Source organism: Duganella sp. Dugasp78, assembly GCF_059491455.1.
This window is the reverse complement of the sequence record NZ_CP168506.1, coordinates 4532546-4556025: the sequence shown is the minus strand read 5'-3', so window position 1 is coordinate 4556025 and position 23480 is coordinate 4532546. Positions and strand designations below refer to the sequence as shown.

The following is a 23480-nucleotide window of genomic DNA, read 5'->3' as shown; positions in this document are numbered from 1 at the left end:
CACCCCTCAATAACCCTTTCTAGGTAGGCTACACCCCCTGCATCGGGTCGTGGCAAAACCGTTCAACCAGTTTAATCTTCTGCCCCAGGACAGCAAACGAATTTAATGTGTATATTTTGGGAGAATTGAGATGCGACTGGATACCAGGAACTGGCCACACACCGCAATCGGCGGAAATGGCGCGGCGGCTGCCGGCCCCCTCGCCAACCACGATAGCAAGATACGCGTACTGATCGCACACAGCGACGCCATCGTAAACGCCGGCCTGGCCGCGCTGCTCGGCGCCGAGAGCGACATCCAGCTCACGCGCGACGGAGCATCGCCGGCGCCGGCGGACGTGATCATCCTAGACCACAAGGGCGCGCTGGAACACATGCGCCAACGGGCCAACGCGCCGCAGCACAGCGAGGCGCAAGCGCGCGTGCTGATCGTCACGCAGATGGACCGCGAATGGGAAGTGCGCACGGCGATGATGGCCGGCGTCCACGGCTACCTGCTGCAAAACTGCGCCGCCGACCAATTGCCGGCAGCGGTGCGCACGCTGAACCGCGGCCTGCGCTATCTGAGCGCGGACCTGAGCCGCTGCGTGGCCGACAGCTTCACGCGCATCGGCCTGACCAACCGCGAGACGGACGTGCTGCAGCTGCTGGCGCAAGGCCAGTGCAACAAGTCCATCGCGCGCGAACTGGGCATCGGCGTCGGCACCGTCAAGACGCACGTCAAGGGCCTGTTCGACAAACTGGGCGCCACCGCCCGCACCCACGCCGTGGTGCTGGCGACCCGGCGCGGCCTGGTAGGCGACGGCGCCATCGGCCAGCATTGACTCCGTTACGAGATTGTCATTGGCGAAGTTCGCAGAAGCCCTGTAAAATCGGGGCATGCACGCACATACACTCTCCGTAGGCACTTCACATCGCACGACGCGCATCCAGCGCGTCCTGATGTTGTTCGTGCTGGTGTTCCTGTCGCTGCAACTGATCGGGGCGAGCTCGCACAAGCACGCCTACACCGACACCAAAAACGATTGCGCAGCCTGCGTAGTCGCGCACATGCCGGCCGGTGTTCCGCCGCCGGCATTGGCGGTGGTGCCGGTGGCGATGCTGGTCAGCCTGCCCGCCCTCGTCCCGCAGCGTTTCATCCGGGCCCGCCGGATCGACTTCCTCACCCCGCCCTCGCACGCGCCGCCCGGCGTTGCCACGCTCTCCTTCTGATTCGCTTTTTCCGTCGCGATTTTTCGTCACGCCTTACACGGTCGCCATTTTGCGCCCCGTGCGCGTAGCCGCGCGCCTGCCCGACACGATCGCGCAGGCCGGAGGCTAGCCACGCCTGAACATTCAAGGATTTACTATGCAACGCACGCCACAACTCCGCACCCTTCCACTGCTGCTGGCCGCCGCCTTCTACGCCCACCACGCCAGCGCCGCCGACGATGCCGCCGCCAGCGCCGACGGCGCCCCGCTGCAGCAGGTGGAAGTGACAGCCGCCCACTTGAAGAGCGCACGCATCGACCTGTCGCCGAACGTCGGCACCACCATCTATTCCATCGACCGCCACATGATCGAGCAGCTGGGCCGCGGCGACAACACACCGTTCAACGAAGTGCTGCTGCGCCTTCCGGGCGTGAGCCAGGATTCGAAAGGCTCCGGCTCCATCCACGTGCGTGACGACCACGCCAACGTGCAGTACCGCGTCAACGGCGTGCAGCTGCCGGAGAGTATCACCGGCTTCGGCCAGTCGATCGACACCCGCTTCGTCCAGCAGACCGACTTCATCACCGGCGCGCTGCCGGCGCAATTCGGCCTGCGCACGTCGGGCATCGTCGACATCCAGACCAAGGAAGGCACGGTCAAATCGGGCGGCCGCGTCGGCGTTCTGGTGGGCGGTAACGACTACGTCGAGCCGAGCGCGGAATTCTTCGGAACGCAGGGCGCCTTTAACTACTACCTGTCCGGCAGCTACCTGTCGAACGCGCTGGGCATCGAGAACCCGCTGCCGACCCGCAGCGCGCTGCACAACCGCACCAGGCAAAGCAAATCCTTCGGCGCCCTCTCCTGGTTCCTGGACGAGCAAACCCGATTGGGCCTGATGTTCGGCACCTACAACGGCCGCTTCCAGATTCCGAACAATCCCGACCAGGCGCCGGGCTTCTCGCTCACCGGCCAGAGCGACGCCGGCGCAGGCACCAGCAAGCTGCCATCATCCCAGCTCGACGAACGCCAGCGCGAAGTGAACCGCTTCCTGGTGCTGTCGCTGCAAAAGAGCATGGGCGACCTGAATTACCAGGTGTCGGCCTTCCATCAATATTCGGAACTGCACTACACGCCGGACGCGCTGGGCGATTTGATCTACAACGGCGTGGCCTCCAACACGCTGCGTTCCAACTCCTCCAGCGGCGCGCAGTTCGACGCCAGCTATAAACTGAACGACAGCCACACCATGCGCGCCGGCCTGGCCTATTCGCGCCAGGCCACCCACAGCGACAACGCCGTCGCTGTGTTCGACACCGACGACAGCGGCGCGCAGGCCGGCACCGATCCGCGCACCATCATCGACAACAGCGGCAAGACCGGCAGGCTGTCCAGCTTCTACCTGCAGGACGAATGGCATATCGCCGCACCGCTGACGCTGAACTACGGCCTGCGCTTCGACAAGGTATCGGCCTTCATCGACGAGCAGCAATGGAGCCCGCGCGTCAACCTGGCCTACCAGGTCGCAAAGGGCACGGCGCTGCACGCCGGCTACTCGCGCTACTTCACGCCACCGCCGCAGGAGCTGGCGGCGCAATCGAGCATCGACAAATACGCCGGCACCACCAATGCGCCGCAAGTGGCGGTGTCGGACAACGTCAAGGCCGAACGCACCAACTACTACGACATCGGCGTGAGCCACCAAGTCAATGAACAGCTGACCGTGACGGCCGACGCCTACTACAAAAAAATCCGTAACATGCTGGATGAGGGCCAGTTCGGCCAGGCGCTGATACTGTCGCCGTTCAACTACGATCGCGGCTACGCCAAGGGCCTGGAGCTGTCGGCCGTCTACAACCACGCCAACTGGGGCGGCTTCCTCAACGTGACGACGCAGCAGGCCAAGGGCCAGAACATCGTCTCCGGCCAGTCGCTGTTCGGGCCGGACGAACTGGCCTACATCGCCAACCACTACATCTACGTCGACCATGACCAGACCTACACGGTATCGGGCGGCGCCCACTACCACTGGGGCGCGACGCAGCTGAGCGGCGATTTCCTGTATGGCAGCGGCCTGCGCATGACGCCGGACGGCGCCGCGCCGAACTCCGGCACGCTGCCGCACTACACCACCGTCAACCTGTCCCTGACGCACAACTGGAAGAATACAGCCGTCGGTAACGTCGAAGGCCGCCTGGCGCTGGTCAACGCCTTCGACAAGACCTATCTGCTGCGCGACGGTTCCGGCGTAGGCGTGGGCGCGCCGCAATACGGTGCTCGCCGCACGCTTTACGCAGGAATTTCGGTCGAGTTCTGATTTTAATGAGGAGTGCATTGCGACGATACCGCATGTAGCATCCGCTGCTACTCGGCCCGCCGCGCTTTCACACAGGAGATTCGGGAACGCATAATCCACAACCACCGGAGAATCCCTATGCGTATCCTGAATATCCTGATCATCGCGCTGCTGGCGGCCTTGCTGTCCAGCTGCGCCTCCATGAGCTACAGCCGCAGCGCCAAGCAGGCCGGCAGCGTCGTCGATTACCTGTACCCGGACGCCAGGGAAGCGCCGGCGATGACGCCCACGGTGACGCGATTGCGTCCGCCTGTGCGCGTCGGCATCGCCTTCGTCCCCGGCGCGGGATGGGGCAACGGTACCTCGGAAGCCATGCGCATGAAACTGCTGGAGCGCGTGCGCGACTCCTTCTCCAGGCATCCCTACATCGGCAAGATCGAGATCATTCCGAGTCAGTACATGCGCGCCAAGGGCGGCTTTACCAATCTTGAGCAAGTGGCGCGCATGTTCGACGTCGAGGTGGTGGCCCTGCTCTCCTACGACCAGGTACAATTCAACGACACCAATGCGCTGTCGCTGCTGTACTGGACCATCATCGGCGCCTACGTGATCCACGGCGACCAATACGACATACAGACCATGCTGGACGCTTCGGTGTTCGACGTCCACAGCCACAAGCTGCTGTTCCGCGCGCCGGGCACCAGCCAGGTCAAGGGCAGCGCCAGCTGGGCCGGTTTCAGCGAAAAATCGCGCGCCGCGCAGACCGAGGGTTATAACGCCGCTGTCGACCAGTTGATCCCCAACCTGCAGGCGGAACTGGACGGCTTCCGCGAACGCATCAAGCACGACGCCAACTACCAGGTCGAGAACAAAGCCGGCTACAAGGGCGGCGGCGCCATGGACTGGTTGGGCCTCGCGCTGGTCGCGCTGCTGGCGGTGCTGGCCTGGCGACTGCGGCGCCGTGCCTGAGATACTGGAGTACGACCGCCACGCCCTGCTGGCCGGCCAGCTGTGGCGCCTGTGGACCGGGCACCTGGTCCACTACTCGCCGCGGCACGCGCTGATCGACTTCGCCGTGGTGCTTGCCGCCGCCGTGATCGTGGTGCACCTGAGCGCATCGCCGGCCACCGGCGTGCGCCGCCTGCTTGTCGTGCTTGGGCTGGGCGCGCCGTTCATTTCATTGGGCTTGTTGATGGCCGCACCGGACTGCCTTTACTACCGCGGCGCATCCGGCATCGCCGCCATGCTGGTCGTGGTGGCCGGCGGCGCATTGTGGCCGCGCGCCACCCGCTCCGTGCGCGCCACGCTGCTGCTGATGGCCGCCACGCTGCTGGCCAAGATCTGCGCCGAAGCCGCCGGCACCGCGCATGGCTGGTCCAATCTGCCGGCAGACGTAGTGATCGCGTGGCAGGCGCACCTGCTGGGCGTCGTCGCCGGCGCCGTCGCGCTCACGGCCTGGAAGCCCCGGCTGCAACCGGATTAACTATCGATGTGAATCTGATGCGCTTGTGTTTCACATGCCTCAACATTGTCGTTAATTCTTGTGTATCTGGCATGGATGTAGGCATAATCCAGCCAGCACCCACGGAGGACGACATGAGCATCCCTGCCCGCACCGTAATTTCCGCCAGCCTTGCCGCAGCCTTTTCCTTTTTCGTGCCCCCCGCGTGGGCCGCCGACGACATCCCCTCGGTGGTGGTCACCGCGCAGTCCCGCAAGCAGTTCGTGCAGGATGTGCCGATGACCATCCAGGTGCTGACCGCCAAGGACCTCGACGCCATCGGAGCCAAGGACCTGGGCGACTTGAACGGCTACGTTCCCGGCCTGGTGGTGGACGCGAACGAGCCGACGCAGCCCGGCTTCGGCATACGCGGTGTGCAGACGGGCGACTTCGGCATCGCCACCGATTCGCCGGTCGGCATCTATGTCGACGGCGTCTACACCGGCAAGACCGGCGGCGCGCTGATGAACTTCATCGACGTCCAGCGCATCGAAGTGATCAAGGGCCCGCAAGGCACACTGTTCGGCCGTAACAGCGCGGCAGGCGCCATCGCCATCACCGCCAATGAACCGGGCAAGGAGCTCGACGCCGCCGGTCATGTCAAGCTGGGCAAATACGGCCGCGCCAATGCCGACGTGATGATGAACCTCCCGATCAGCGACAGCTTCGCCGCGCGCGTGGTGGCGGTACGCTCGGGCAGCGAGGGCTGGGTCGACAACACCGCCACCGGCAAGAAATCCGGCGACGACAAGGACTGGGCCACCCGCATCACGCTGCGCAAGGACTTCGACGCCGCCAAGCTGGTGTTCGCGTGGGAGCACGAGAACATGGAGCAGTACGGACGCCCGGCCTTCGGCGTCGTCAAGGATCCGCGCCTGCCGCTGGGCGGCTACACCGGCGTCTACGATGCGGCCTACACCGCCAACTTCATCAATCCTTTCAATGTGCCGCTGCAGAACGACGACCAGGGCAGCGAAGGTCGCAAGTTCGACGGCGCCACGCTGCGCTTCGAAACGCCGCTGGCCGGCATGACCTTCAGTTCCACCACCGCCTACCGCCGCTTCGCCACCCACAACGTGACCGACAATGACGGCAGCGCCCGTCCCGACCTGTACCTGACCACGCTGGACGCCAAGCGCGCCCACAGCTTCCAGCAGGAGTTCAAGCTGTCCGGCAAAATCGATAAGCTGGACTGGATCGCGGGCCTGAGCTTCTACCACAACAACGAGCATCAGGACGCCGGCGCCTTCGTCACCACCGGCACGCTGGACACCCTGAGCCAGTTCGCCGGCGGCCAGCCGAATTTCGCCATGCTGTTCGGCGGCCTGGGCGCGGCGGGCTTGCCGGGCGTCGGCGCGGACACGGTGTTCAGCTGGGACGAAACGCACTACAGCGACGTCAAGACCAGGTCGGCCTCGATCTACGGCGACGCCATCTGGCACCTGACGCCGTCCACCAACGTCACCGCCGGCCTGCGCTACACGCAGGACAAAAAGCAAATGACGTGGTACGTGCCGGGCCGGGTGTCGCCGCAGTTGGACGACTTCCTCAACAGCTATGGCCCGCTGGCGGGGCTGGATGCGTCGGCCTTCCCGTCCAATGTGATCTTCAGCACCGCGGCGCAGCTGGCGTCGTCGCCCGTCACGCGCGAGAAGGACTGGACCGACTGGAGCCCGCGCCTGGTGCTGGACCATAAGCTGAACAAGGACACGCTGCTGTTCACCTCCCTGGCGCGCGGCTACCAGGCGGGCGGCTTCAACATCTTCACGCCGCCCAATCCCGCCGCGCCGGCCAGCGCCGGCAAGGATCCCAGCTTCGCGCCGGAAAAGATGACCAACTTCGAAGCCGGCGTGAAGACGGCGCTGCCCGAACTGCGCGCCACCGTCAACGCCTCGCTGTTCGCCTACAAGTTCAAGAACCTGCAGGACATCCAGCTGTACAGCGTGGGCACGGTGCCGACCTATAACGTGGTGTCCAGCGACCAGAAGGCGTATGGCCTCGACCTGGATGGCCGCATGCGCATCACGCCGCGCGTGACGGTCTTCGGCGGCATGGAATATATCGACCAGACCTACACCCGCTACCAGCGCCTCGATGCCGCCGGCAATGTCACGCTGGACCTGGGCGGCCAGCCGGTGGGCACGCCGCGCCTGACGGCGATGGCCGGCGTGAACCTCAACTGGGAGACGCTGGGCGGCCGCGGCAACCTGAATTTCCAGGGCACGCATTCGACCGCGCAGCGCTGCAACAGCGACACCGCCAAGCTGCAGTGCCTGACCACCGCGCAGTTGAAGACCGGCAGCGCCACCAGCAAGTTCGACCTGCGCCTGGGCTGGGACAGCCCTACTTCGCGCTATGGCGTGGCCCTGCTGGTCAACAACGTGTTCGACCAGCGCTACATCACCAGCCTTGGCGGACAAACGGAGCAATACGGCGCGCCCTATGCCTACCTCACGCCGCCGCGCATGATCGCGGTGGAGTTCCGGGCCAGCTTGTAGATGGCGAGGATATTCAAGGTCGCCGCGGCGGCAGCCCTGGTACTGGGCGGCGCCGTGCTGGTGCTGATGCTGCATCCGCCGGAACTGCTGCGCGTGGGCGCCAGCTACGGCGCCAAGATGGTGTGCTCGAACGTGTTCATCGCCGGCCGCGACGCGCAGGCCGTACTGGCCGACGACGTGCAGGCGCCTGGCCATCCCCTCCTCAAGCTGCTGAAAGTGCGTGTCGACCAGGAGCGCAAACTGGTGCGCGCCGATTTGCTGGGCTTTATCGGCAAAGGCCTGGCCGTGTACCGTCCCGGCACCGGCTGCGCCGTGGTGCCGGATGGCGACGTCGCCCAAGCCGCACAGTACCAGTTCTCGCCGTTGAAGATCTGGGCGCCGTCCGCCAACGTGCCGTGGCCGACCGGCTCGCGGCCGGAAACCATAACGGCGGTACAGGCCTTGCTGGCGCAGGATGCGCTGGCCGGTCCGGGCATGCGCGGCATGGCGGTGATCCATCGGGGCCGGCTGGTGGCGCAGCGCTACGGCGCCGGCTTCAACGCTGGCACGCCGCTGCTGGGCTGGTCGATGACCAAGACCGTCAGCGCGGCGCTGGTCGGCATCCAGATCGCCGATGGCAAACTGACGCCGCAGCAAAGCGGCTTCTGGCCGCACGCCGGCGATCCGCGCGCGGCGATCACGCTGGCGCAGCTGATGGCGATGAGCAGCGGCCTGCAGTTCAACGAAGGTTATGGCGACGTCTCGGACGTCACGCGCATGCTGTACCTGGAGCCGGACATGGCGGCCTACGCCGCCGGCCAGCCGCTGGTCCAGAAGCCGGGCAGCGCATGGAACTACTCCAGCGGCACCACGCTGCTGCTGTCGCGGATCTGGCAGCGCGCGGTGGCGGGCGCCAACGCCGCGCCGACATCGGCGGCCGTGCTGTCGTTGCCGCATTCGCGCCTGTTCGAGCAGCTGGGCATGAGCAGCGCCGTGATGGAGGCGGACGCGCGCGGCAATCTGGTCGGCTCCAGCTATATGTATGCGAGCACGCAGGATTGGGCGCGCTTCGGCCAGTTCCTGCTGCAGGACGGTATCTGGCAAGGCAAGCGCCTGCTGCCGGAAGGCTTCGTGGCCGGCATGCAGCAGGTGGCGCCGGCGTCCGGCGGCCAGTATGGGCAGGGACAGGTATGGCGCTGGGGGCCAAACGGCGCCACACCGGAAAACCAGTATCCGGACCCGCCGTTCAAGCTCCCCGCCGACACCTACTGGCTGGAGGGCCATGACGGCCAGGCCATCGCCATCGTGCCGTCGAAGCAGCTGGTGCTGGTGCGGCTGGGCCTGACGCCGGATCGCTACAACTATCAACCGCAGGCGCTGCTGGGCGCCGTGCTCAAGGCGCTGGAATGATGATGGCCGGTGACGGCGACGTCATTCATCCCGAGGGCCGCCTGCGCTGACGTTGCATGCCACCGCCAGCCGGTGTATCGTCAGCGCAGTTCAACCAATTCCAAGGACCTGATGATGGCGCTACTGATACTGGGCTTGCTGATTTTCCTCGGACTGCATTCGGTCCGCATCTTCGCCGGCGACTGGCGCACCGCCATGCGCGCCCGCTTGGGCGAGAACGGCTGGAAGGGACTGTATTCGCTGGTGTCGCTGGCCGGCTTCGGCTTGCTGATATGGGGCTACAGCCTGGCGCGCCAGCAGCCGGTGGTGGTGTGGTCGCCGCCGCGGTTCATGGCGCATATCGCGGCGCCGCTGATGGTGCTGTCCTTTATCCTGCTGGCGGCGGCCTATGTGCCACGCAACGGCATCAAGGCGCGCCTGCATCATCCGATGACACTGGCCGTCAAGGTCTGGGCGCTGGCCCACCTGCTGGCCAACGGCACGCTACATGACATCATCCTGTTCGGCAGCTTCCTGGTGTGGTCGGTGCTGCTGTTCCGCACCGCCCGCCGGCGCGACGCCGCCGCCGGCACCGTCTACCCGCCCGGCAAGGGCGTAGCGACGGCCGTCACGGTGGTGGTGGGCTTTGGCGTTGCGGTGGTGTTCGCCCACTGGCTGCACCTGATGCTGATCGGCGTGAAGCCGTTCTGAATCCTCAATTGCATTTGCCCCGCATCACCGCAGCGATCACCCACGGCAGCGAGAACGGCCCTACCACGGCGATGGGGCCGATCTGGGCGGGTTGAAGCTTGAGCGCGTCGCCGTGCAGGCAGTCGGGCACCTTGGCCTGCTCGAAGGCGGCCGTCATCCTGTCATGCGCGGTGGGCGAGGTCGTGCCGAACACGCCGGCCGCGCGGTTCGCCGTGTCGGCCGGACGCGGATCTTCGGCGATGATCTCGCGCACCACCTTGTGTATCAATTCGTCGGACAGGACCGGCGGCTGGCTCAGGTCGCGCGCCAGCGGTTCGGGCGGTGCCCTGACCGGCGCCGGCGGCGCCACCTCCGGCATCGACCACGCGGCCACGGGCATCAGCGCCAGCCAGCCTGCGGCTAAAATTTTCCTCATCAAGTCTCCACTTTCCTGTATCCGCTACGCACCCTGGGCATGGTCCGACGGCGGCTCGCCGGCGGCCACGCGGACGGCGTTGCGGCCGCCCTGCTTGGCCGCATACAGCATTTTATCAGCCTGCATCAGCCAATCGGCCGGCGTGCGGCGCTTGTCCATAAACGCCACACCGATCGAGATCGTCAATGGATGGCCGTCGACCAGGCAGGCCGCGGCCACGGCGGCCCGCAGGGTTTCGGCCAGCCGGCTGGCCGCATCCAGCGCGGCGCCGTTGGCGATCACGGCGAACTCCTCGCCGCCGTAGCGGAAGATGCGGTCGCTCGAACGCGTGTGCAGGCGCATCACCTCGCACAGCCGTATCAGCGCCTGGTCGCCGGCCGCGTGGCCGTACAAATCGTTGACCTGCTTGAAGTGATCCAGGTCCAGCAACAGCAGGCTGGACGCCAGGTGCGGGCGGCGCTCGTCCGCATGGTCGGCCAGCTTGCGGTCCAGCGAGCGGCGGTTGCCGACGCCGGTCAGGAAGTCCAGCTCGTTCTCGGTGTGCAGCGCCTTGTTCTGCTCGCCCGTGCGCTGGGCAAAGATGTAGGCGAACAGATTGACCAGGCCGATGGTGACGACGATGGTCAGCAGGTTCAGCACCGCCAGCTGCGACAGCAGGATCACCACCAGCGCCGCCAGCGAGGCGCTGTTGATCGCCACAGCCACGCCGGGCCGCAGCAGGAAGTAGCAGGCGATCATGGTCGGGTACACCCAGTAGATCAGCGCCACGCCGCGCAGGTACACCGTCGCCAGCATGCCGGCCGAATAAAACAGCGTGACGCAGATGCTGGCCACGCGATGGCGGCCGGTGCGCCACACATGCACGATCACCGCCAGCATGGCCAGCACCAGCGCCATGTCGATGGTCGCCGAGATCCACTGGTGCTGCGTCAGGCGGTAGATCCCGAATGGCAGGATGCTGGGGACGGCCAGCGCGCACAGCCACATCAGAATCACTTCTTCCATGCTGCGCTTGCGCTGCCCGGACAGCCAGCCGAAGCGGCGCGCCGCCCCCTTGTCCGCCGCGCTCATGTTCGCCGGCTTCAGGTCGGCTGCCCGGCGGCGTGCGCCGGCGCGGCGCCGCCGTGCGCCGCGGCCTGCGGATCGGCCTTGTGCTGGCCGGACAGGAACATATACATGGCCGGCACCACGAACAGGGTGAACAGGGTGCCGATCGACAGGCCGGTGAAGATCACCAGCCCCATCGCGTGACGGCCGGCCGCGCCGGCGCCGGATGCGACCACCAGCGGCACCACGCCGAACACCATCGCCGCGGTCGTCATCAGGATGGGACGCAGGCGGGTGGCGGCGGCCTCCTCGATCGCCTCGCGCTTGCTCTTGCCGGCGGTGCGCAGGTGGTTGGCCACCTCCACGATCAGGATGCCGTGCTTGGAAATGAGCCCCATCAGCGTCACCAGCCCGACCTGGGTGTAGATGTTGATCGAGGCGAAGCCGAGGAAGATGAAGGTCATCGCGCCGAACAGCGCCATCGGCACCGAGAACAAAATCACGATCGGATCGCGGAAGCTCTCGAACTGCGCGGCCAGCGCCAGGAACACGATGATGACGGCGAACGCCATCGTCACCACGAAGCCGCCCGATTCGCTCATGTACTGGCGCGAGCCGCCGGAGTAGTCGACCGTGTAGCCCGACGGCGCCACTTCCTTGACGGTGTTGCGCAGGTATTCCAGGATCTCGCCCTGCGAGGCGCCGGTCACGCCGGCGATGGTCGCCGAGTTCAGCTGCTGGAAGCGGGTCACCGATTCCGGCTGCACGCTGTACTTGATGCTGGCCACGGTGCTGGCCGGGATCATGGCGCCGCTTGGGGTCTTGATGTAGAAGTCCAGCACGTCGGCCGGATTCAGGCGGTCGACCTGCTGCACCTGCGGGATCACCTTGTACGAGCGGCCGGAGATCGAGAAGTAGTTGACGTAGCCGCCGCCCAGCGCCGCGCCCATGGCGTTGCCGAAGTCCTGCTGCGTCAGGCCCAGCGTGGCCAGCTTGTCGCGGTCCACCTCGACGCGCGCCTGCGGCGCATCGATCTTCAGGTCGACGTCGGCGAAGTAGAACTTGTTGTCCTTGCGCGCCTTGTCCAGCACCGCCTGCGCCACCGTGTTGAGGTTCTCGAACGGCTCGGTGGTGGTGATGACGAACTGCACCGGCAAGCCGGAGCTGCCCGGCAGCGGCGGGAACTGGAACGCCGCCACGCGGCCACCGGCCACATGGCTCCACTTTTCCTGCAGGTCCTGCTGGATCTCGTGCGCCGAGCGCGAACGCTTGTCCCACGACTTGAACAGCACGCCGCCGATGCCGGAGTTGGTGGTCGGCACGCCGGTGATCTGGAACATCTGCTCGTACTCGGGCAGCGAGTGGGCGATGTCGAAGATCTGCTTGGCGTAGGCCTGCATCTGGTCCGAGGTGGCGGTCGGCGCGCCGACCACCTGCGACAGCACGATGCCCTGGTCCTCTTCCGGCGCCAGCTCGGACTGCGACATCTTGAACATCACGCCCAGCAGCAGGCTCAGGATCAGGCCCATGACGATCAGCACCGGCCAGGTGTTGAGCAGGCTGTGCAGCAAGCGCAGGTAGCCGCTGTGGACCTTCTCGAACACCTTGTCGATGGCCTTGACGAAACGCCCTTCATCCTGCTTGGGGTCGAAGAAGTGGCCGCACATCATCGGCGACAGGGTCAGCGCGACGATGCCCGACACCGCCACCGCGCCGGCCAGGGTGAAGGCGAACTCGGTAAACAGCGCGCCGGTCAGGCCGCCCTGGAAGCCGATCGGCACGTACACCGCGATCAGCACCACGGTCATCGCCAGGATCGGGCTGCCCAGCTCGCGCGCGGCGATGATGGCGGCGTCGAACGGCTTGATGCCCTCCTTCATGTGGCGGTCGACGTTCTCCACCACGATGATGGCGTCGTCCACCACCAGGCCGATGGCCAGCACGATGGCCAGCAGCGTCAGCAGGTTGATCGAGTAGCCCAGCATCAGCATCACGAAGAAGGTGCCGACCAGCGACAGCGGCATCGCGATCACCGGCACGATCACCGCGCGGAAGCTGCCCAGGAACAGGTAGATCACGATGGTGACGATGATCAGCGCTTCGACCAGGGTCTTGACCACCTCGTCGATGGAAGTGTTGATGAACTCGGTCGAGTCGTAGACGATCTCGCCGGTCAGGCCGTTCGGCAGCTGCTCCCTGATCGGCGGGAAGGCCTCGCGCACGCGCTTGGCCACATCCAGGATGTTGGCTTCCGGCGCCACCTTGATGCCGATGAACACCGAGCGCACGCCGCTGAAGGCGACGTTGAAGTCATAGTTCTCCGAACCCAGCGTGACGGTGGCGATGTCCTCCAGGTGGACGATGGCGCCGCCCACCTGCTTGACGGCCAGCGCCTTGAACTCGTCGACCGTGTGCAGGTCGGTGCCGGCGGTCAGCGGCACGGTCACCATCTGGCCCTTGGTGGCGCCCAGGCCGGTCAGGTAGTTGTTCTGCGCCAGCGCGGCGCTGACGTCGGTCGCGGTGACGCCGTGCGCCGCCATCTTGCCGGCGTCCAGCCAGGCGCGCAGCGCGAACTGGCGCGCACCCAGCAGCTCGGCGGTCTGCACGCCCTGGATCGAGTCCAGCTTGGGCTTGACCACGCGCGCCAGGAAGTCGGTGACGTTGTTGGTCGGCAGCGTGTCGCTGTAGAAGCCCATGTACATGGCGTCGGTGGTCTGGCCGGTCTGCACCGTCAGCACCGGCTGCTGCGCCTGCTGCGGCAGCTGGTTGCGCACCGAGTTGACCTGGGTGGTGATCTCGGTCAGCGCGCGGTTGGAATCGTAGTTCAGCCGCAGGGTGGCGGTGATCACCGACACGCCGCTGTTGGACGAGGACGACAGATAGTCGATGCCCTGCGCCTGCGCGATGGCCGATTCCAGCGGCTGCGTGATGAAGCCGGCCACGGTGGCGGCGTCGGCGCCGTAGTAGGTGGTGGAAATGGTGACCACCGCGTTCTGCGTCTTCGGATACTGGTTGATCGGCAGGCTGAACAGCGAGCGCAGGCCCAGCACGACGATCAGCAGGCTGACCACGCTGGCCAGCACCGGCCGCTTGATGAAGATGTCGGTGAAATTCATGGCGCGGCCTTCCTTAGTGTTCCTGCGGCGTCGGATTCGGGCTGTTGGCCGGCTGCACCTTGTTGTCGATCACGGCCGGCGTGCCGTTCTTGAGCTTGAGCTGGCCGCTGGTGACCACGGTCTGGCCTTCCTTGAGGCCGGTCAGGATGGCGACCTGGTCGCCGCGCGTGGGCCCGGTGGTGACGAACACCTGCTGCGCCACCAGGTGGGCGTTGCCCTTTTCATCCTTGAGCGGCTCCCTGGCGTCGGCCGGCGGCGGCGCCAGCACGAACACGGTCGAGCCGTAGGGGTTGTAGGTGATGGCGGTCTGCGGCAGGGTCAGGTATTTCTTCTGCTCGCCCTGGTCCAGGCTGACGTTGGCGAACATGCCCGGCAGCAGCTGGCGCTTGGCGTTCGGCACGGTGGCCTCGACCTGCACGTTGCGCGTGGCGGCGTCGACCTTCGGGCTGATCGAGGTGACCTTGCCGGGGAAGCCCACGCCCGGCCAGGCGTCGCTGCTCAGGCTGAGCTTCTGGCCGACGGACAGGCCGGCCAGCTGTTTCTGCGGCACGTAGAAATCGATATAAACGGTATCGATGGTTTGCAGCGTGACCAGCTTGTCGCCGGGGTTGAGGTACTGGCCGGGATTGACGGCGGTGATGCCCAGCTTGCCGGCGAACGGCGCGCGGATGGTCTTCTTGTCGACCACGGCCTGCTGCTGCGCGGCCAGCGCCTTGCGGCTCTTCAGGTCGGCCTCGTCGTTGTCCAGCTGGGCCTGGCTGATGGCCTGGGCGGCGAACTGCAGCTTGTCGCGCTTGAGCACGGTGGCCGACAGGTCGGCCGCCGCCTGCAGCGCGCGCAGTTGCGCGATGTCCGCATCGGCGTTCATCTCGAACAGCACCTGGCCGGCCTTGACCTCGTCGCCCGACTTGAAGTGCACCTGGCGCACCAGGCCGGCGATCTCGGAGGTGACGTCAACGCCGCGCACCGGCACCAGCGTGCCAACCGAGGTCAGCTGCGGCTGCCATTCCGAAACGGTGGCCTTGATCGCGGTGACGACCTGCGCGGTCGGCTTGGGCGAGCTGGCGATCAGCTTCTTAATCTGCAAATATTTGCCGAACGCCAGCACGACGATCAGTAAAAGGACGCCGCCTATCATGATGAACATACGCTTGGTCATGAATCGTTCTCCCGCTTATTGGTGTTGTTTGATATGTGCTTACTTCGCGCTGCCGTAGGGCGCGGCGGCCGACACCGCCGTGGCGGCCGGCACCCCGCCGTTGCGGTTCCACCAGCCGCCGCCCAGCGCCTGGAACAGCGCCGCCGTGTCGGCATAGCGCGCCGCCTGCGCCTGCACCAGCGCCACGTGGGCCTGCTGGTAGCTGCGCTGCGCGTCCAGCAGCGTCAGGTAGCTGATGCCGCCCAGCTTGTACTGCTGCGTGGCCAGCGCCAGCGATTCGGCCGCCAGCGATTCGGCTTCGGCCTGGGCCTTGAGGGCGGCCGCGTCGGAGTCCAGCGCGCGCAGGCTGTCGGCGACGTTCTGGAACGCGTTCAGCACGGTGGCGCGGTATTGCGCGGCCGCCGCGTCGTAGGCCGCCTCGGCCGCGCGCCGCTTGGCGCTCAGGGCGCCGCCGTTGAAGATGGGCGCGGTCAGGCCGGCGGCCAGGTTCCAGGCCGTGGTCTCGGCGTCGAACAGCTTGCTGAAGGTCTGCGCCGACGAGCCGTAGCTGCCGCTCAGCGTGAACTGCGGATACTGGGCCGCCGTCGCCACGCCGATCGCCGCGCTGGCCGCGTGCAGCTGCTCTTCGCTGGCGCGGATGTCGGGCCGCTGGCGCACCAGCGCCGACGGCAGCGACACCGGCAGCGTGTCCGGCAAGGTCAGCGACTCCAGCGCGAACTCCGGCATGCCAGCCTCGCTCGGCAGCTTGCCGGCCAGGACGGACAGTTGATGGCGGCTTTGCGCCAGCGCCTTTTCCAGCGGCGGCAAGGTGGCGGCGATCTGCGCCACCTGGTTGCGCTGGCTCAGCAAGGTGTTGCGCGGCACGGCGCCAAGCTGGAATTGCTTGTCGATCACGCCCAGCTGCTGGTTCAGGGCGTCCAGCACTTCATGGGTCGCCTTGAGCTGCGCGCGCAGCGAGGCTTCGCGGATGGCGGTGGTCACCACGTTGGCGCTCAGCGCCAGGTAGGTCGCCTCGACCTGGAAGCGCTGGTAATCGACCTGGGCGCGCGCGCCTTCCAGCGTGCGCCGGTTGGCGCCGAACACGTCCGGCGTGTAGGCGACGTTGACCGAGGCGTTGTACAGGTTGAAGACGCCGGCGCCGTTGCCGGCGGTGGCGGCGGAAACCTTCTCGCGCGCCACGCCCAGCTGGCCGTTCACGGTGGGATAGACCAGGCTGCCGGCCTGGGCGTTATAGCTTTCCTGCGCCTGGCGCAGCGACGCTTCGGCCGCCGCCATGGTCGGGTTCTGCTCCAGCGCGCCGCGTATCAGCTGATCGAGCGCGGGCGAGCGGAACACCGTCCACCACTGGGCCGGAATATCCTGCCCCGGCGCGAACTGCTGGGCGCCGCCGCCGACGCCGGCCGATGCCGCCGTCCGGGCCGCCAGCGGCGTCGGGGTGTAACTGTCGCCCGCCGAAGCCGGAGCGGCCGGCGTCTTGAATTCGGGGCCGAGGGCGCAGCCCGCCAATCCCGCCGCGACCAGTGCCGCCACGCCGGCGCGCAGTGCTTGCCGCTGGAACCGTCTGAAGTTCTGATTTCTCACAAAAAACCCCCGCTGAAGGTTCATGCCACGTCAAAAGGTTAACTCAACCATACTTTTTGCTGACATATTCGCATTTTTTACGTGATGGGTGTATTTTTTGTATGACGTTGGCGCCGCGAAAAATTGCTGGACGAAAAAAAAACGGGCTTCGCCGTCAAGGCGAAGCCCGTTTAATGAGTAAGCTGCGTGGCAGATCAGGCGGCTTCGGCAGTGGCCACCACGCCGTAGGCGCGGTTGGCTTCGGTCAGCGAAAACGCCGACGGGCCGTTGACCACGGAGTCCTCTGCGCGCTCGCTGCTGCGATAGGTGATCGGCATCTGGTAGCGGCGCAGCTCTTCGGGACTGATCTTGCCGTCCTTGTTGGTGTCGGCGGCCATGTCGACCTTGCCGCTGCCCAGCACGCCATTTTCATCGACGCCAGGCAAGGGCTCGGGCAATACCAGCTTGTTGTCGTCGTCGCTGCCGTTGCTGCCGTCAACGCCGAACTTGAAGTGGAAGAACTGGGTTTCAGGACGCTGCACCAGGCGCTTCAAGCCATCGTCGAATTGCTTCAGCGCCAGCTTCATGCCATCGTCGTCCGATTCCGCCACGGCCTTGACGACCGCGCTGGCCTTGTCGGCCGCGTTGACGGTCAGGAAGGCATCGTTTTGCACCGGGGAGTTGAAGCCCGGCAGCGACAGATAGGCGGCCACCGATGCGCTCAAATCCGCATTGGTTTCGGCTACAGGACTGGCGTTTTTCTTCGGCTCAAGCGCCTTCTCGGCGACAACCGCCGCAGGAAGGGTAGCACCACCAATATTGTTCACCATGATCATAATCGACTCCTGTTTGACGACGCCTGGAACTGTCGAACAAAAAAATTTCTACCCCGTCATTCTATCAAGAATTTGGCAACAATCACCATTTTTAGCGGCCTGTAGAGCGAAAAAGTGTCTTTTTCCCATGCGAAACTTGCATCAAAGCATTGTTTCGATTTGTCGAATTAATCACTCAAAGCCTGCAATAGTTTTTCTCCATCAGGACAGCCCCAACCGGTGCACGCGTCCCATCCCGGCACCGCCTGTTGCGCACCGTTATTGCCGGCCGTGACGTCCCTGGTCACGCCCCTGCCCTGCAAGGAACCGTACAGCAGCGGATGCAGGAAACCGACCGGATGGCCCAGCCGCTGGTTGATCAGCGCCAGCAGTCCGGCCCACAGCGGCGCCACCGCGCTGGTGCCGCCGAACACCAGGTTCTGGCCGTCGACCCTGACCTTGTAGCCGCTGGCCGGATCGGCATCGCCGGCCACATCCGGCACGCCGCGCGCGGCCTGGCCGTCGGCCACGCCCTGCTGGTAGTCGGGCCGGCTGAAGAAATTGCTGTAGCCGCCGCCGGTGGCACTGTTGGGGCCGCTGTTCCATACGGTCTCGACGGCGGGGCCGCCGTCCTGCAGCATCACGCGGGTGCCGCCGCAGGCCAGCGCGTGCGGCGCCGACGCCGGGAAGTCCACGTGCTGGGCGCCGTCGCTGACGCCGTCGGTGGAGCCGTTGTCGCCGGCCGCGCACAAGATCGTCACACCCATCGCGGCGGCGTCGGCAAAGGCTTGCTCGAAGGCGGTCATGGCCTGGCCGGTCCAGGCCGATTCGGGCGCGCCCCAGCTGATCGAGATCACCGACGGCTGGTTGACGGCGTCATGCACGGCGGCGGTGATGGCGTCGAGGAAGCCCCGTTCGGTATTGGGCGCGTAGTAGACCGCGATCAGCGCGCCCGGCGCCACCGCGCCCGCCACCTCGATGTCGAGCATCACCTCGCCGTCGGCGCTGTTGGCGGTGGTGGGACGGTTCTTGGCGTGGTCGATGCTGATCGATTTGACGCGCGGCACCGGCAAGCCCAGCTCGCCGAAATAGACCTTCAGGTCGCGCGGCCGGCTGCCGCCGCCCAGCTCGATGATGCCGATGCACTGGCCGCTGCCATCCAGGCCCTGCGGAAAGTTGTACAGCTGCGCCAGCTGCGGCGGCGTGAACGCGATATTGGCGGCCGCCGCCGAGGCGAAGCCGTCGGCCTGCAGGCGCTGGAACTTGGGCGTGGCCACCGGCCTGTCGTCCAGCCCGAACACACCCTCGACCACGCCGGCCAGCGCATCGGGCACGCTCAGTTCGCCGGTCCGGCCGCGATAGCTGCCATCCGGATATTCGTATTCCTCCAGCTGGACGCCGAAGGCGCTGCTCATCTGCGCCGCCGTGCCGGCCAGCACCACGCGCCGCTGGGCCGCGTTGCTGCTGATGACCACCATGCCGCGCTGGGCCGCGAAGGCCTCGACCTTGGCGATGTCGGCGTCACTGGCGCCATGCGCCTGGGCGAACTGCTCGCGGCTCAGGTACTGGCGCGCAACCGGCTGGGTGTCGGCCGTGGCCGCCTGCAGGTCCAGCTGCGCGCGGTCGGGCGCGGCGCGCAGCCGCACGGTGATTTCTATGGTCTGCTCGTCCGCAACCGGACCCAGCGGGATAGCGCCCTGCAACGCCAACTGGCCGCTGCCGGGAATGATATTGGGGTGGGAAGTCGTGGCCATCGTGAAGCTCCTTTTCGATTGAGTTGCTCTCAAAAGATACTGGCCGCGATGGCCGCGCGATTGACGCAGCACAGAGGAATCACTGATAAAAATGCCCAGGTTCATCTTGCCATGATCTCACAATGGAGATATATTCCCGAATATGAGAAACGATATCGAAACCCGCCTGGCCCTGCGCCTGGCCGCCCTGCGCGAGGAGCGCGGCCTGTCGCTGGACGAGCTGGCCGCCGCCAGCGGCATCAGCCGCGCCACGCTGTCGCGCCTGGAACGCGGCGAGAACAGCCCCACCGCCGCCCTGCTGGGCAAGCTGTGCGCGGTCTTCGGCCTGCCCATGTCGCGCCTGATCGCCGAGGCCGAGGCCCAGCCGGGCGAGCTGCTGCGCGCCGCCGACCAGGTGCTGTGGCAAGATCCCGCCACCGGATTCAGGCGCCGCATGGTGTCGCCGCCGGCGCGCGGCTACGGCGTCGAACTGGTGGAGGGCTGGCTGCCGCCCGGCGCCCGCATCGACTACGACAGCGCCTCGGTGCCCGGCATGGAACAGCACCTGTGGCTGCTCGAAGGCGCGCTGGACTACACGCTGGACGGCGCCACCCATCACCTGCAGGCGGGCGACTGCCTGCGCTTCCACCTGTTCGGCGCGACGCGCTTTTTCTGTCCAGGGCCGTCGCCGGCCCGCTACCTGATCGCCCTATGCCCACCATAAAACAACTCGACGCCGCCGGCCTGCGCCGGCATGCCACCGACCTGGCGCAGGTGCTGCGCGACTGCGTGCTGCACGGCGCCAGCGTCGGGTTCCTGCTGCCTTGCCCGCTGGAGGAAGCGCGGGCCTTCTGGCTGGCGCTGGCGCCGCAGATCGACAGCGGCGAGCGCCTGCTGTTCGTCGCGCTCGACGACCACGGCGCGCCGTGCGGCACCGTGCAGCTGGTGTTGTGCAGCCTGCCCAACGGCCGCCACCGGGCGGAAATTTCCAAGATGCTGGTCCATTCCGGCGCGCGCCGGCAAGGCATCGCGCTGGCGCTGATGCGGCACGCGCTGGAGCGGGCCCGCGCGCTTGGCTGCAAGCTGCTGGTGCTCGACACCTGCACCGGCTTTCCGGCGCAGGCCATGTACGAAAAACTGGGCTTCGCCGTGACCGGCGTGGTGCCCGACTACGCCGCCCTGCCCGACGGCACGCTGGGTTCGACCACCTTCATGCACATGCTGTTGTAACCGCCACATCCCCCCCATTGACGCGGCGTTTGCCCCTCATTTTGTGTGATATCATAATTACATCAAATGCCGGGCAGCTTCTCACTTCGTGTTCAGACTCTAAGGCTTCTCTCTGCTGGATGATGACCGCCACCCCAAACGTACATCCAACCATAACAATGAAGAGAAGACAGGAAATTGAATTACTGCGTGTGCTGAGCGCCTTCGGTATCGTCTGGTATCACACGGCGACCGTCGGCCGCGATGTCGCCTATTCCGGCCTGATCGCCTTCTTGATCATTTCAATGTACTTCTCCGCTCGCGCCGGCGGCGACTCCAAGACCATATCGGAGCGCGCCCGTACGCTACTGGTCCCCTGGGGCATCTGGTTCGTCTTCTACGGCTTCCTGAATGTCGTGAGCAACCACCCCTATCTGGCGCTCGACCACGGCATCATCGCCGGCTTTTTGGCCGGCACCAGTATCCACCTATGGTATTTGCCATTTATTTTTCTTGCCATCGTCTTCTTCGACCTTATCAAGGAGCATATAGATGAGCGAACCCTGTCCTATATCTGTTTCTTCCTGGCCGCCGCCATCCTGGCCCTGAACCGGTTCTGGCGCGACCAGTCGCTGGCGTTTAATTATCCCTATGCCCAGTATGCGCATGCGCTCGACGGCGTACTGATGGGCGTGTTCTTTGCCAATTGCGGCGCCTTGCCACGCGCTTTGCGCGCCGTGTTTATCGCCGTCGTGCTCGCGGCCTGCCTTATTTTCGCACTACCGATTCCAGGCGTCGGCATTCCATACTTGATCGGTATCGCGGTGGCGGCCGTCATCGTGCTGCCCAAGTGGGATCTGGAGTTCGACTTCGACATAAAATGGCTTACCGAGTGCACGCTGGGTATTTACCTGTCTCATATCTTCTGGCTCAAGGCGATCAGGAAGGTGGCCAATATCGACGACCTGGTGCTGCCTTTCCTGGTGTTTGCGATATCGGCGCTGACCGTATGGGCCTTTAAAAAGACTGCGCCCAAGCTGGCGAAATACGCGGTATAAACCGCAGCCACAGCTTGTCATCGAGCAGTCACAAGGATGGAGTAGCATATCGCGGGCGCATGGTAGGCTGTGCGCCCACCATCCTTTCCAACCTGACGACGACCCAACATGACAAAGACACTGTCCCTGCCTGCACTCGTAATCGCGACCGCCTGCCTTGCGCTGAACGCCGCGCATGCCGCCGCTCCCGCCGCCACCCCGGACCAGCCCAAGCTGGTGGTGGTGCTGGTGGTGGACGGCCTGCCGAACGAACAGGTGCAGCGCTATCGCGACCAGTTCGGCCAGGGCGGCCTGCGCCGCATGCTGGACCAGGGCGCGTCGTTCAGCAACGCGCACCAGGCGCACGGCATCACCGTCACCGCGATCGGCCACAGCGCCGTGCTGACCGGCGCCTACCCGTATGTGCACGGCATAATCGGCAATAACTGGATCGACCCGATCACGAAAAAATCGGTGTACTGCACCGAGGACACCAACTACACCTACATCAACGAAGAGACCAAGCCAAGCGACGGCACCGCGCCGACCCGCCTGAAAGTCGACACGCTGGGCGACCAGCTGCGCTACGCCACCGGCAACCGCAGCAAGGTCGTCACCGTCTCCGGCAAAGACCGCGGCGCGATTCTGCTGGCCGGTAAAACCGGCACCGCCTATATGTACATGGACAAGAGCGGCAACTTCGCCAGCAGCACCTACTACATGAAGGAGCATCCGGCCTGGGTGCTGCAATACCAGGCCACCAAGCCGCAGGACCGCTACTACGGCAAGTCGTGGACGCCGCTGCTGGCCGAATCGGCCTACGCCGGCGACGCCAGCGAAGACCTGAACCAGGTCAAGCCGGGCACCCACAACCGCCTGCCCTACGCCTACTACAGCGAGAGCGGCGAGATCGATGCCGGCTACTACAACAGACTGAAGACCGGCCCCTTCCTCGACCAGCTGACGCTGGACTTCGCGCGCGCCGCGGTGGAAGGCGAGAACCTGGGCCGCAATCCTGCCGGCGTGCCGGACCTGCTGGGCGTGAGCCTGTCGGCGCACGACTACGTCAACCACGCCTTCGGCCCGGAAAGCAAAATGTCGCACGACCACCTGCAGCGCGTGGACCGCATGCTGGCCGATTTCTTCAACTATCTCGACAAGCGCATCGGCATGGACAACGTGCTGGTGGTGCTGACCGCCGACCACGGCTTCCCGAACACGCCGGAGTTCTCGCGGACGCAGCACATCGACGCCCAGCGCATCGACGGCAACAAGCTGATGGCCGCGCTGGACAAGCACCTGTCGGAAAAATTCGGCGGCGCCAAGCTGCTGAGCGCCTGGTCGCTGCCCAACATCCACCTGGACTACGCGCAGATCGACAAGAGCGGCCTGAAACGCGAAGACGTGGAAAACGCCGCCGCCCGCTACCTGCTGGCGCAGAACGGCATCGTCGAAGCCTACACCCGCACCCAGCTCGAAAGCGGCGCCGCCAACACCACCCGCATCGACACGCTGATGCGCCGCGCCTGGAACCGCGAAGCGTCGGGCGACCTGATGGTGGTCACCAAGCCTTACTGGTACTTCGGCACCGGCAGCAGCGGCACCTCGCACGGCTCGCCGTACGCCTACGACACCAACGTGCCGCTGATGATCATGGGTAAACGCTGGATCAAGCCGGGCGCCTATGGCCAGTATGCGGAAGTGGTCGACATCGCGCCGACCCTGGCCACCCTGCTGCACGTGCGTCCGCCGGCCGGCGCCGAGGGCCGCGTGCTGACCGAGACGCTGCGCTGAGTAAATAGCATATTGCCACTCTTAAATAATATAT

19 protein-coding genes are annotated in these 23480 nt (G+C 65.7%); 12 read left to right on the top strand and 7 right to left on the bottom strand.

What is annotated here, in order from left to right:
* Positions 1-130 precede the first annotated feature (130 nt).
* From ACEN9O_RS20255 to ACEN9O_RS20220, 8 genes are all read left to right on the top strand, one after another.
* Positions 131-823 (top strand): response regulator transcription factor, encoded by a 693-nt coding sequence (locus ACEN9O_RS20255; protein ID WP_495613612.1) that lies wholly within the window; start codon positions 131-133, stop codon positions 821-823.
* Between the two features lie 118 nt (positions 824-941).
* Positions 942-1211, top strand: a complete 270-nt coding sequence (locus tag ACEN9O_RS20250; RefSeq protein ID WP_495613611.1) for a hypothetical protein — start codon at positions 942-944, stop codon at positions 1209-1211.
* A gap of 136 nt (positions 1212-1347) precedes the next feature.
* Positions 1348-3504 (top strand): TonB-dependent receptor, encoded by a 2157-nt coding sequence (locus ACEN9O_RS20245; protein ID WP_495613610.1) that lies wholly within the window; start codon positions 1348-1350, stop codon positions 3502-3504.
* A gap of 117 nt (positions 3505-3621) precedes the next feature.
* Positions 3622-4452, top strand: a complete 831-nt coding sequence (gene rhlP / locus ACEN9O_RS20240; RefSeq protein WP_495613609.1) for a rhombotarget lipoprotein — start codon at positions 3622-3624, stop codon at positions 4450-4452.
* Entirely contained in the window at positions 4445-4966 is a 522-nt protein-coding gene (gene rrtA / locus ACEN9O_RS20235; RefSeq protein WP_495613608.1) for a rhombosortase, read from the top strand. The genes rhlP and rrtA overlap by 8 nt, the downstream gene beginning before the upstream one ends.
* Before the next feature lie 113 nt (positions 4967-5079).
* Positions 5080-7482: a TonB-dependent receptor gene (locus tag ACEN9O_RS20230; protein WP_495613607.1), complete on the top strand. Its 2403-nt coding sequence runs from the start codon at positions 5080-5082 to the stop codon at positions 7480-7482.
* The gene (locus ACEN9O_RS20225) at positions 7483-8871 is read left to right on the top strand and encodes a serine hydrolase domain-containing protein (RefSeq protein ID WP_495613606.1); all 1389 of its coding nucleotides are present in this window, start codon (positions 7483-7485) and stop codon (positions 8869-8871) included.
* A gap of 114 nt (positions 8872-8985) precedes the next feature.
* Positions 8986-9561 (top strand): NnrU family protein, encoded by a 576-nt coding sequence (locus ACEN9O_RS20220; protein WP_495618507.1) that lies wholly within the window; start codon positions 8986-8988, stop codon positions 9559-9561.
* 4 nt (positions 9562-9565) lie between these two features.
* On the opposite strand, the gene ACEN9O_RS20215 is transcribed toward ACEN9O_RS20220, so the two are convergent.
* The 7 genes from ACEN9O_RS20215 to ACEN9O_RS20185 form a co-directional block, all read right to left on the bottom strand.
* On the bottom strand, positions 9566-9976 hold the full coding sequence (locus tag ACEN9O_RS20215; protein ID WP_495613605.1) for a hypothetical protein: 411 nt from the start codon (positions 9974-9976) through the stop codon (positions 9566-9568).
* Between the two features lie 24 nt (positions 9977-10000).
* Entirely contained in the window at positions 10001-11047 is a 1047-nt protein-coding gene (locus ACEN9O_RS20210; RefSeq protein ID WP_495613604.1) for a GGDEF domain-containing protein, read from the bottom strand.
* Positions 11048-11058: 11 nt separating this feature from the next.
* Positions 11059-14139, bottom strand: a complete 3081-nt coding sequence (locus ACEN9O_RS20205; protein WP_495613603.1) for an efflux RND transporter permease subunit — start codon at positions 14137-14139, stop codon at positions 11059-11061.
* A gap of 13 nt (positions 14140-14152) precedes the next feature.
* Complete coding sequence (locus ACEN9O_RS20200) at positions 14153-15298, bottom strand: efflux RND transporter periplasmic adaptor subunit (RefSeq protein WP_495613602.1); 1146 nt, start codon at positions 15296-15298, stop codon at positions 14153-14155.
* 39 nt (positions 15299-15337) lie between these two features.
* Complete coding sequence (locus tag ACEN9O_RS20195) at positions 15338-16903, bottom strand: efflux transporter outer membrane subunit (RefSeq protein ID WP_495613601.1); 1566 nt, start codon at positions 16901-16903, stop codon at positions 15338-15340.
* 170 nt (positions 16904-17073) lie between these two features.
* A complete protein-coding gene (locus ACEN9O_RS20190) occupies positions 17074-17694 on the bottom strand; it encodes an EF-hand domain-containing protein (RefSeq protein ID WP_495613600.1) in 621 nt (206 codons plus the stop codon).
* Positions 17695-17861: 167 nt separating this feature from the next.
* Positions 17862-19427 carry a S53 family peptidase gene (locus tag ACEN9O_RS20185; protein ID WP_495613599.1) on the bottom strand — a complete coding sequence of 522 codons (1566 nt, stop codon included), beginning with the start codon at positions 19425-19427 and terminating at the stop codon, positions 17862-17864.
* 142 nt (positions 19428-19569) lie between these two features.
* Here ACEN9O_RS20185 and ACEN9O_RS20180 point away from each other — a divergent pair, with 142 nt between their 5' ends.
* The 4 genes from ACEN9O_RS20180 (at position 19570) to ACEN9O_RS20165 (ending at position 23446) form a co-directional block, all read left to right on the top strand.
* Positions 19570-20130, top strand: a complete 561-nt coding sequence (locus ACEN9O_RS20180) for a helix-turn-helix domain-containing protein (protein ID WP_495613598.1) — start codon at positions 19570-19572, stop codon at positions 20128-20130.
* The gene (locus ACEN9O_RS20175; RefSeq protein WP_495613597.1) at positions 20118-20636 is read left to right on the top strand and encodes a GNAT family N-acetyltransferase; all 519 of its coding nucleotides are present in this window, start codon (positions 20118-20120) and stop codon (positions 20634-20636) included. The genes ACEN9O_RS20180 and ACEN9O_RS20175 overlap by 13 nt, the downstream gene beginning before the upstream one ends.
* Positions 20637-20755: 119 nt before the next feature.
* The gene (locus tag ACEN9O_RS20170) at positions 20756-21673 is read left to right on the top strand and encodes an acyltransferase family protein (protein WP_495613596.1); all 918 of its coding nucleotides are present in this window, start codon (positions 20756-20758) and stop codon (positions 21671-21673) included.
* A gap of 108 nt (positions 21674-21781) precedes the next feature.
* Complete coding sequence (locus tag ACEN9O_RS20165; RefSeq protein WP_495613595.1) at positions 21782-23446, top strand: alkaline phosphatase family protein; 1665 nt, start codon at positions 21782-21784, stop codon at positions 23444-23446.
* The last annotated feature ends 34 nt before the right edge of the window (positions 23447-23480 follow it).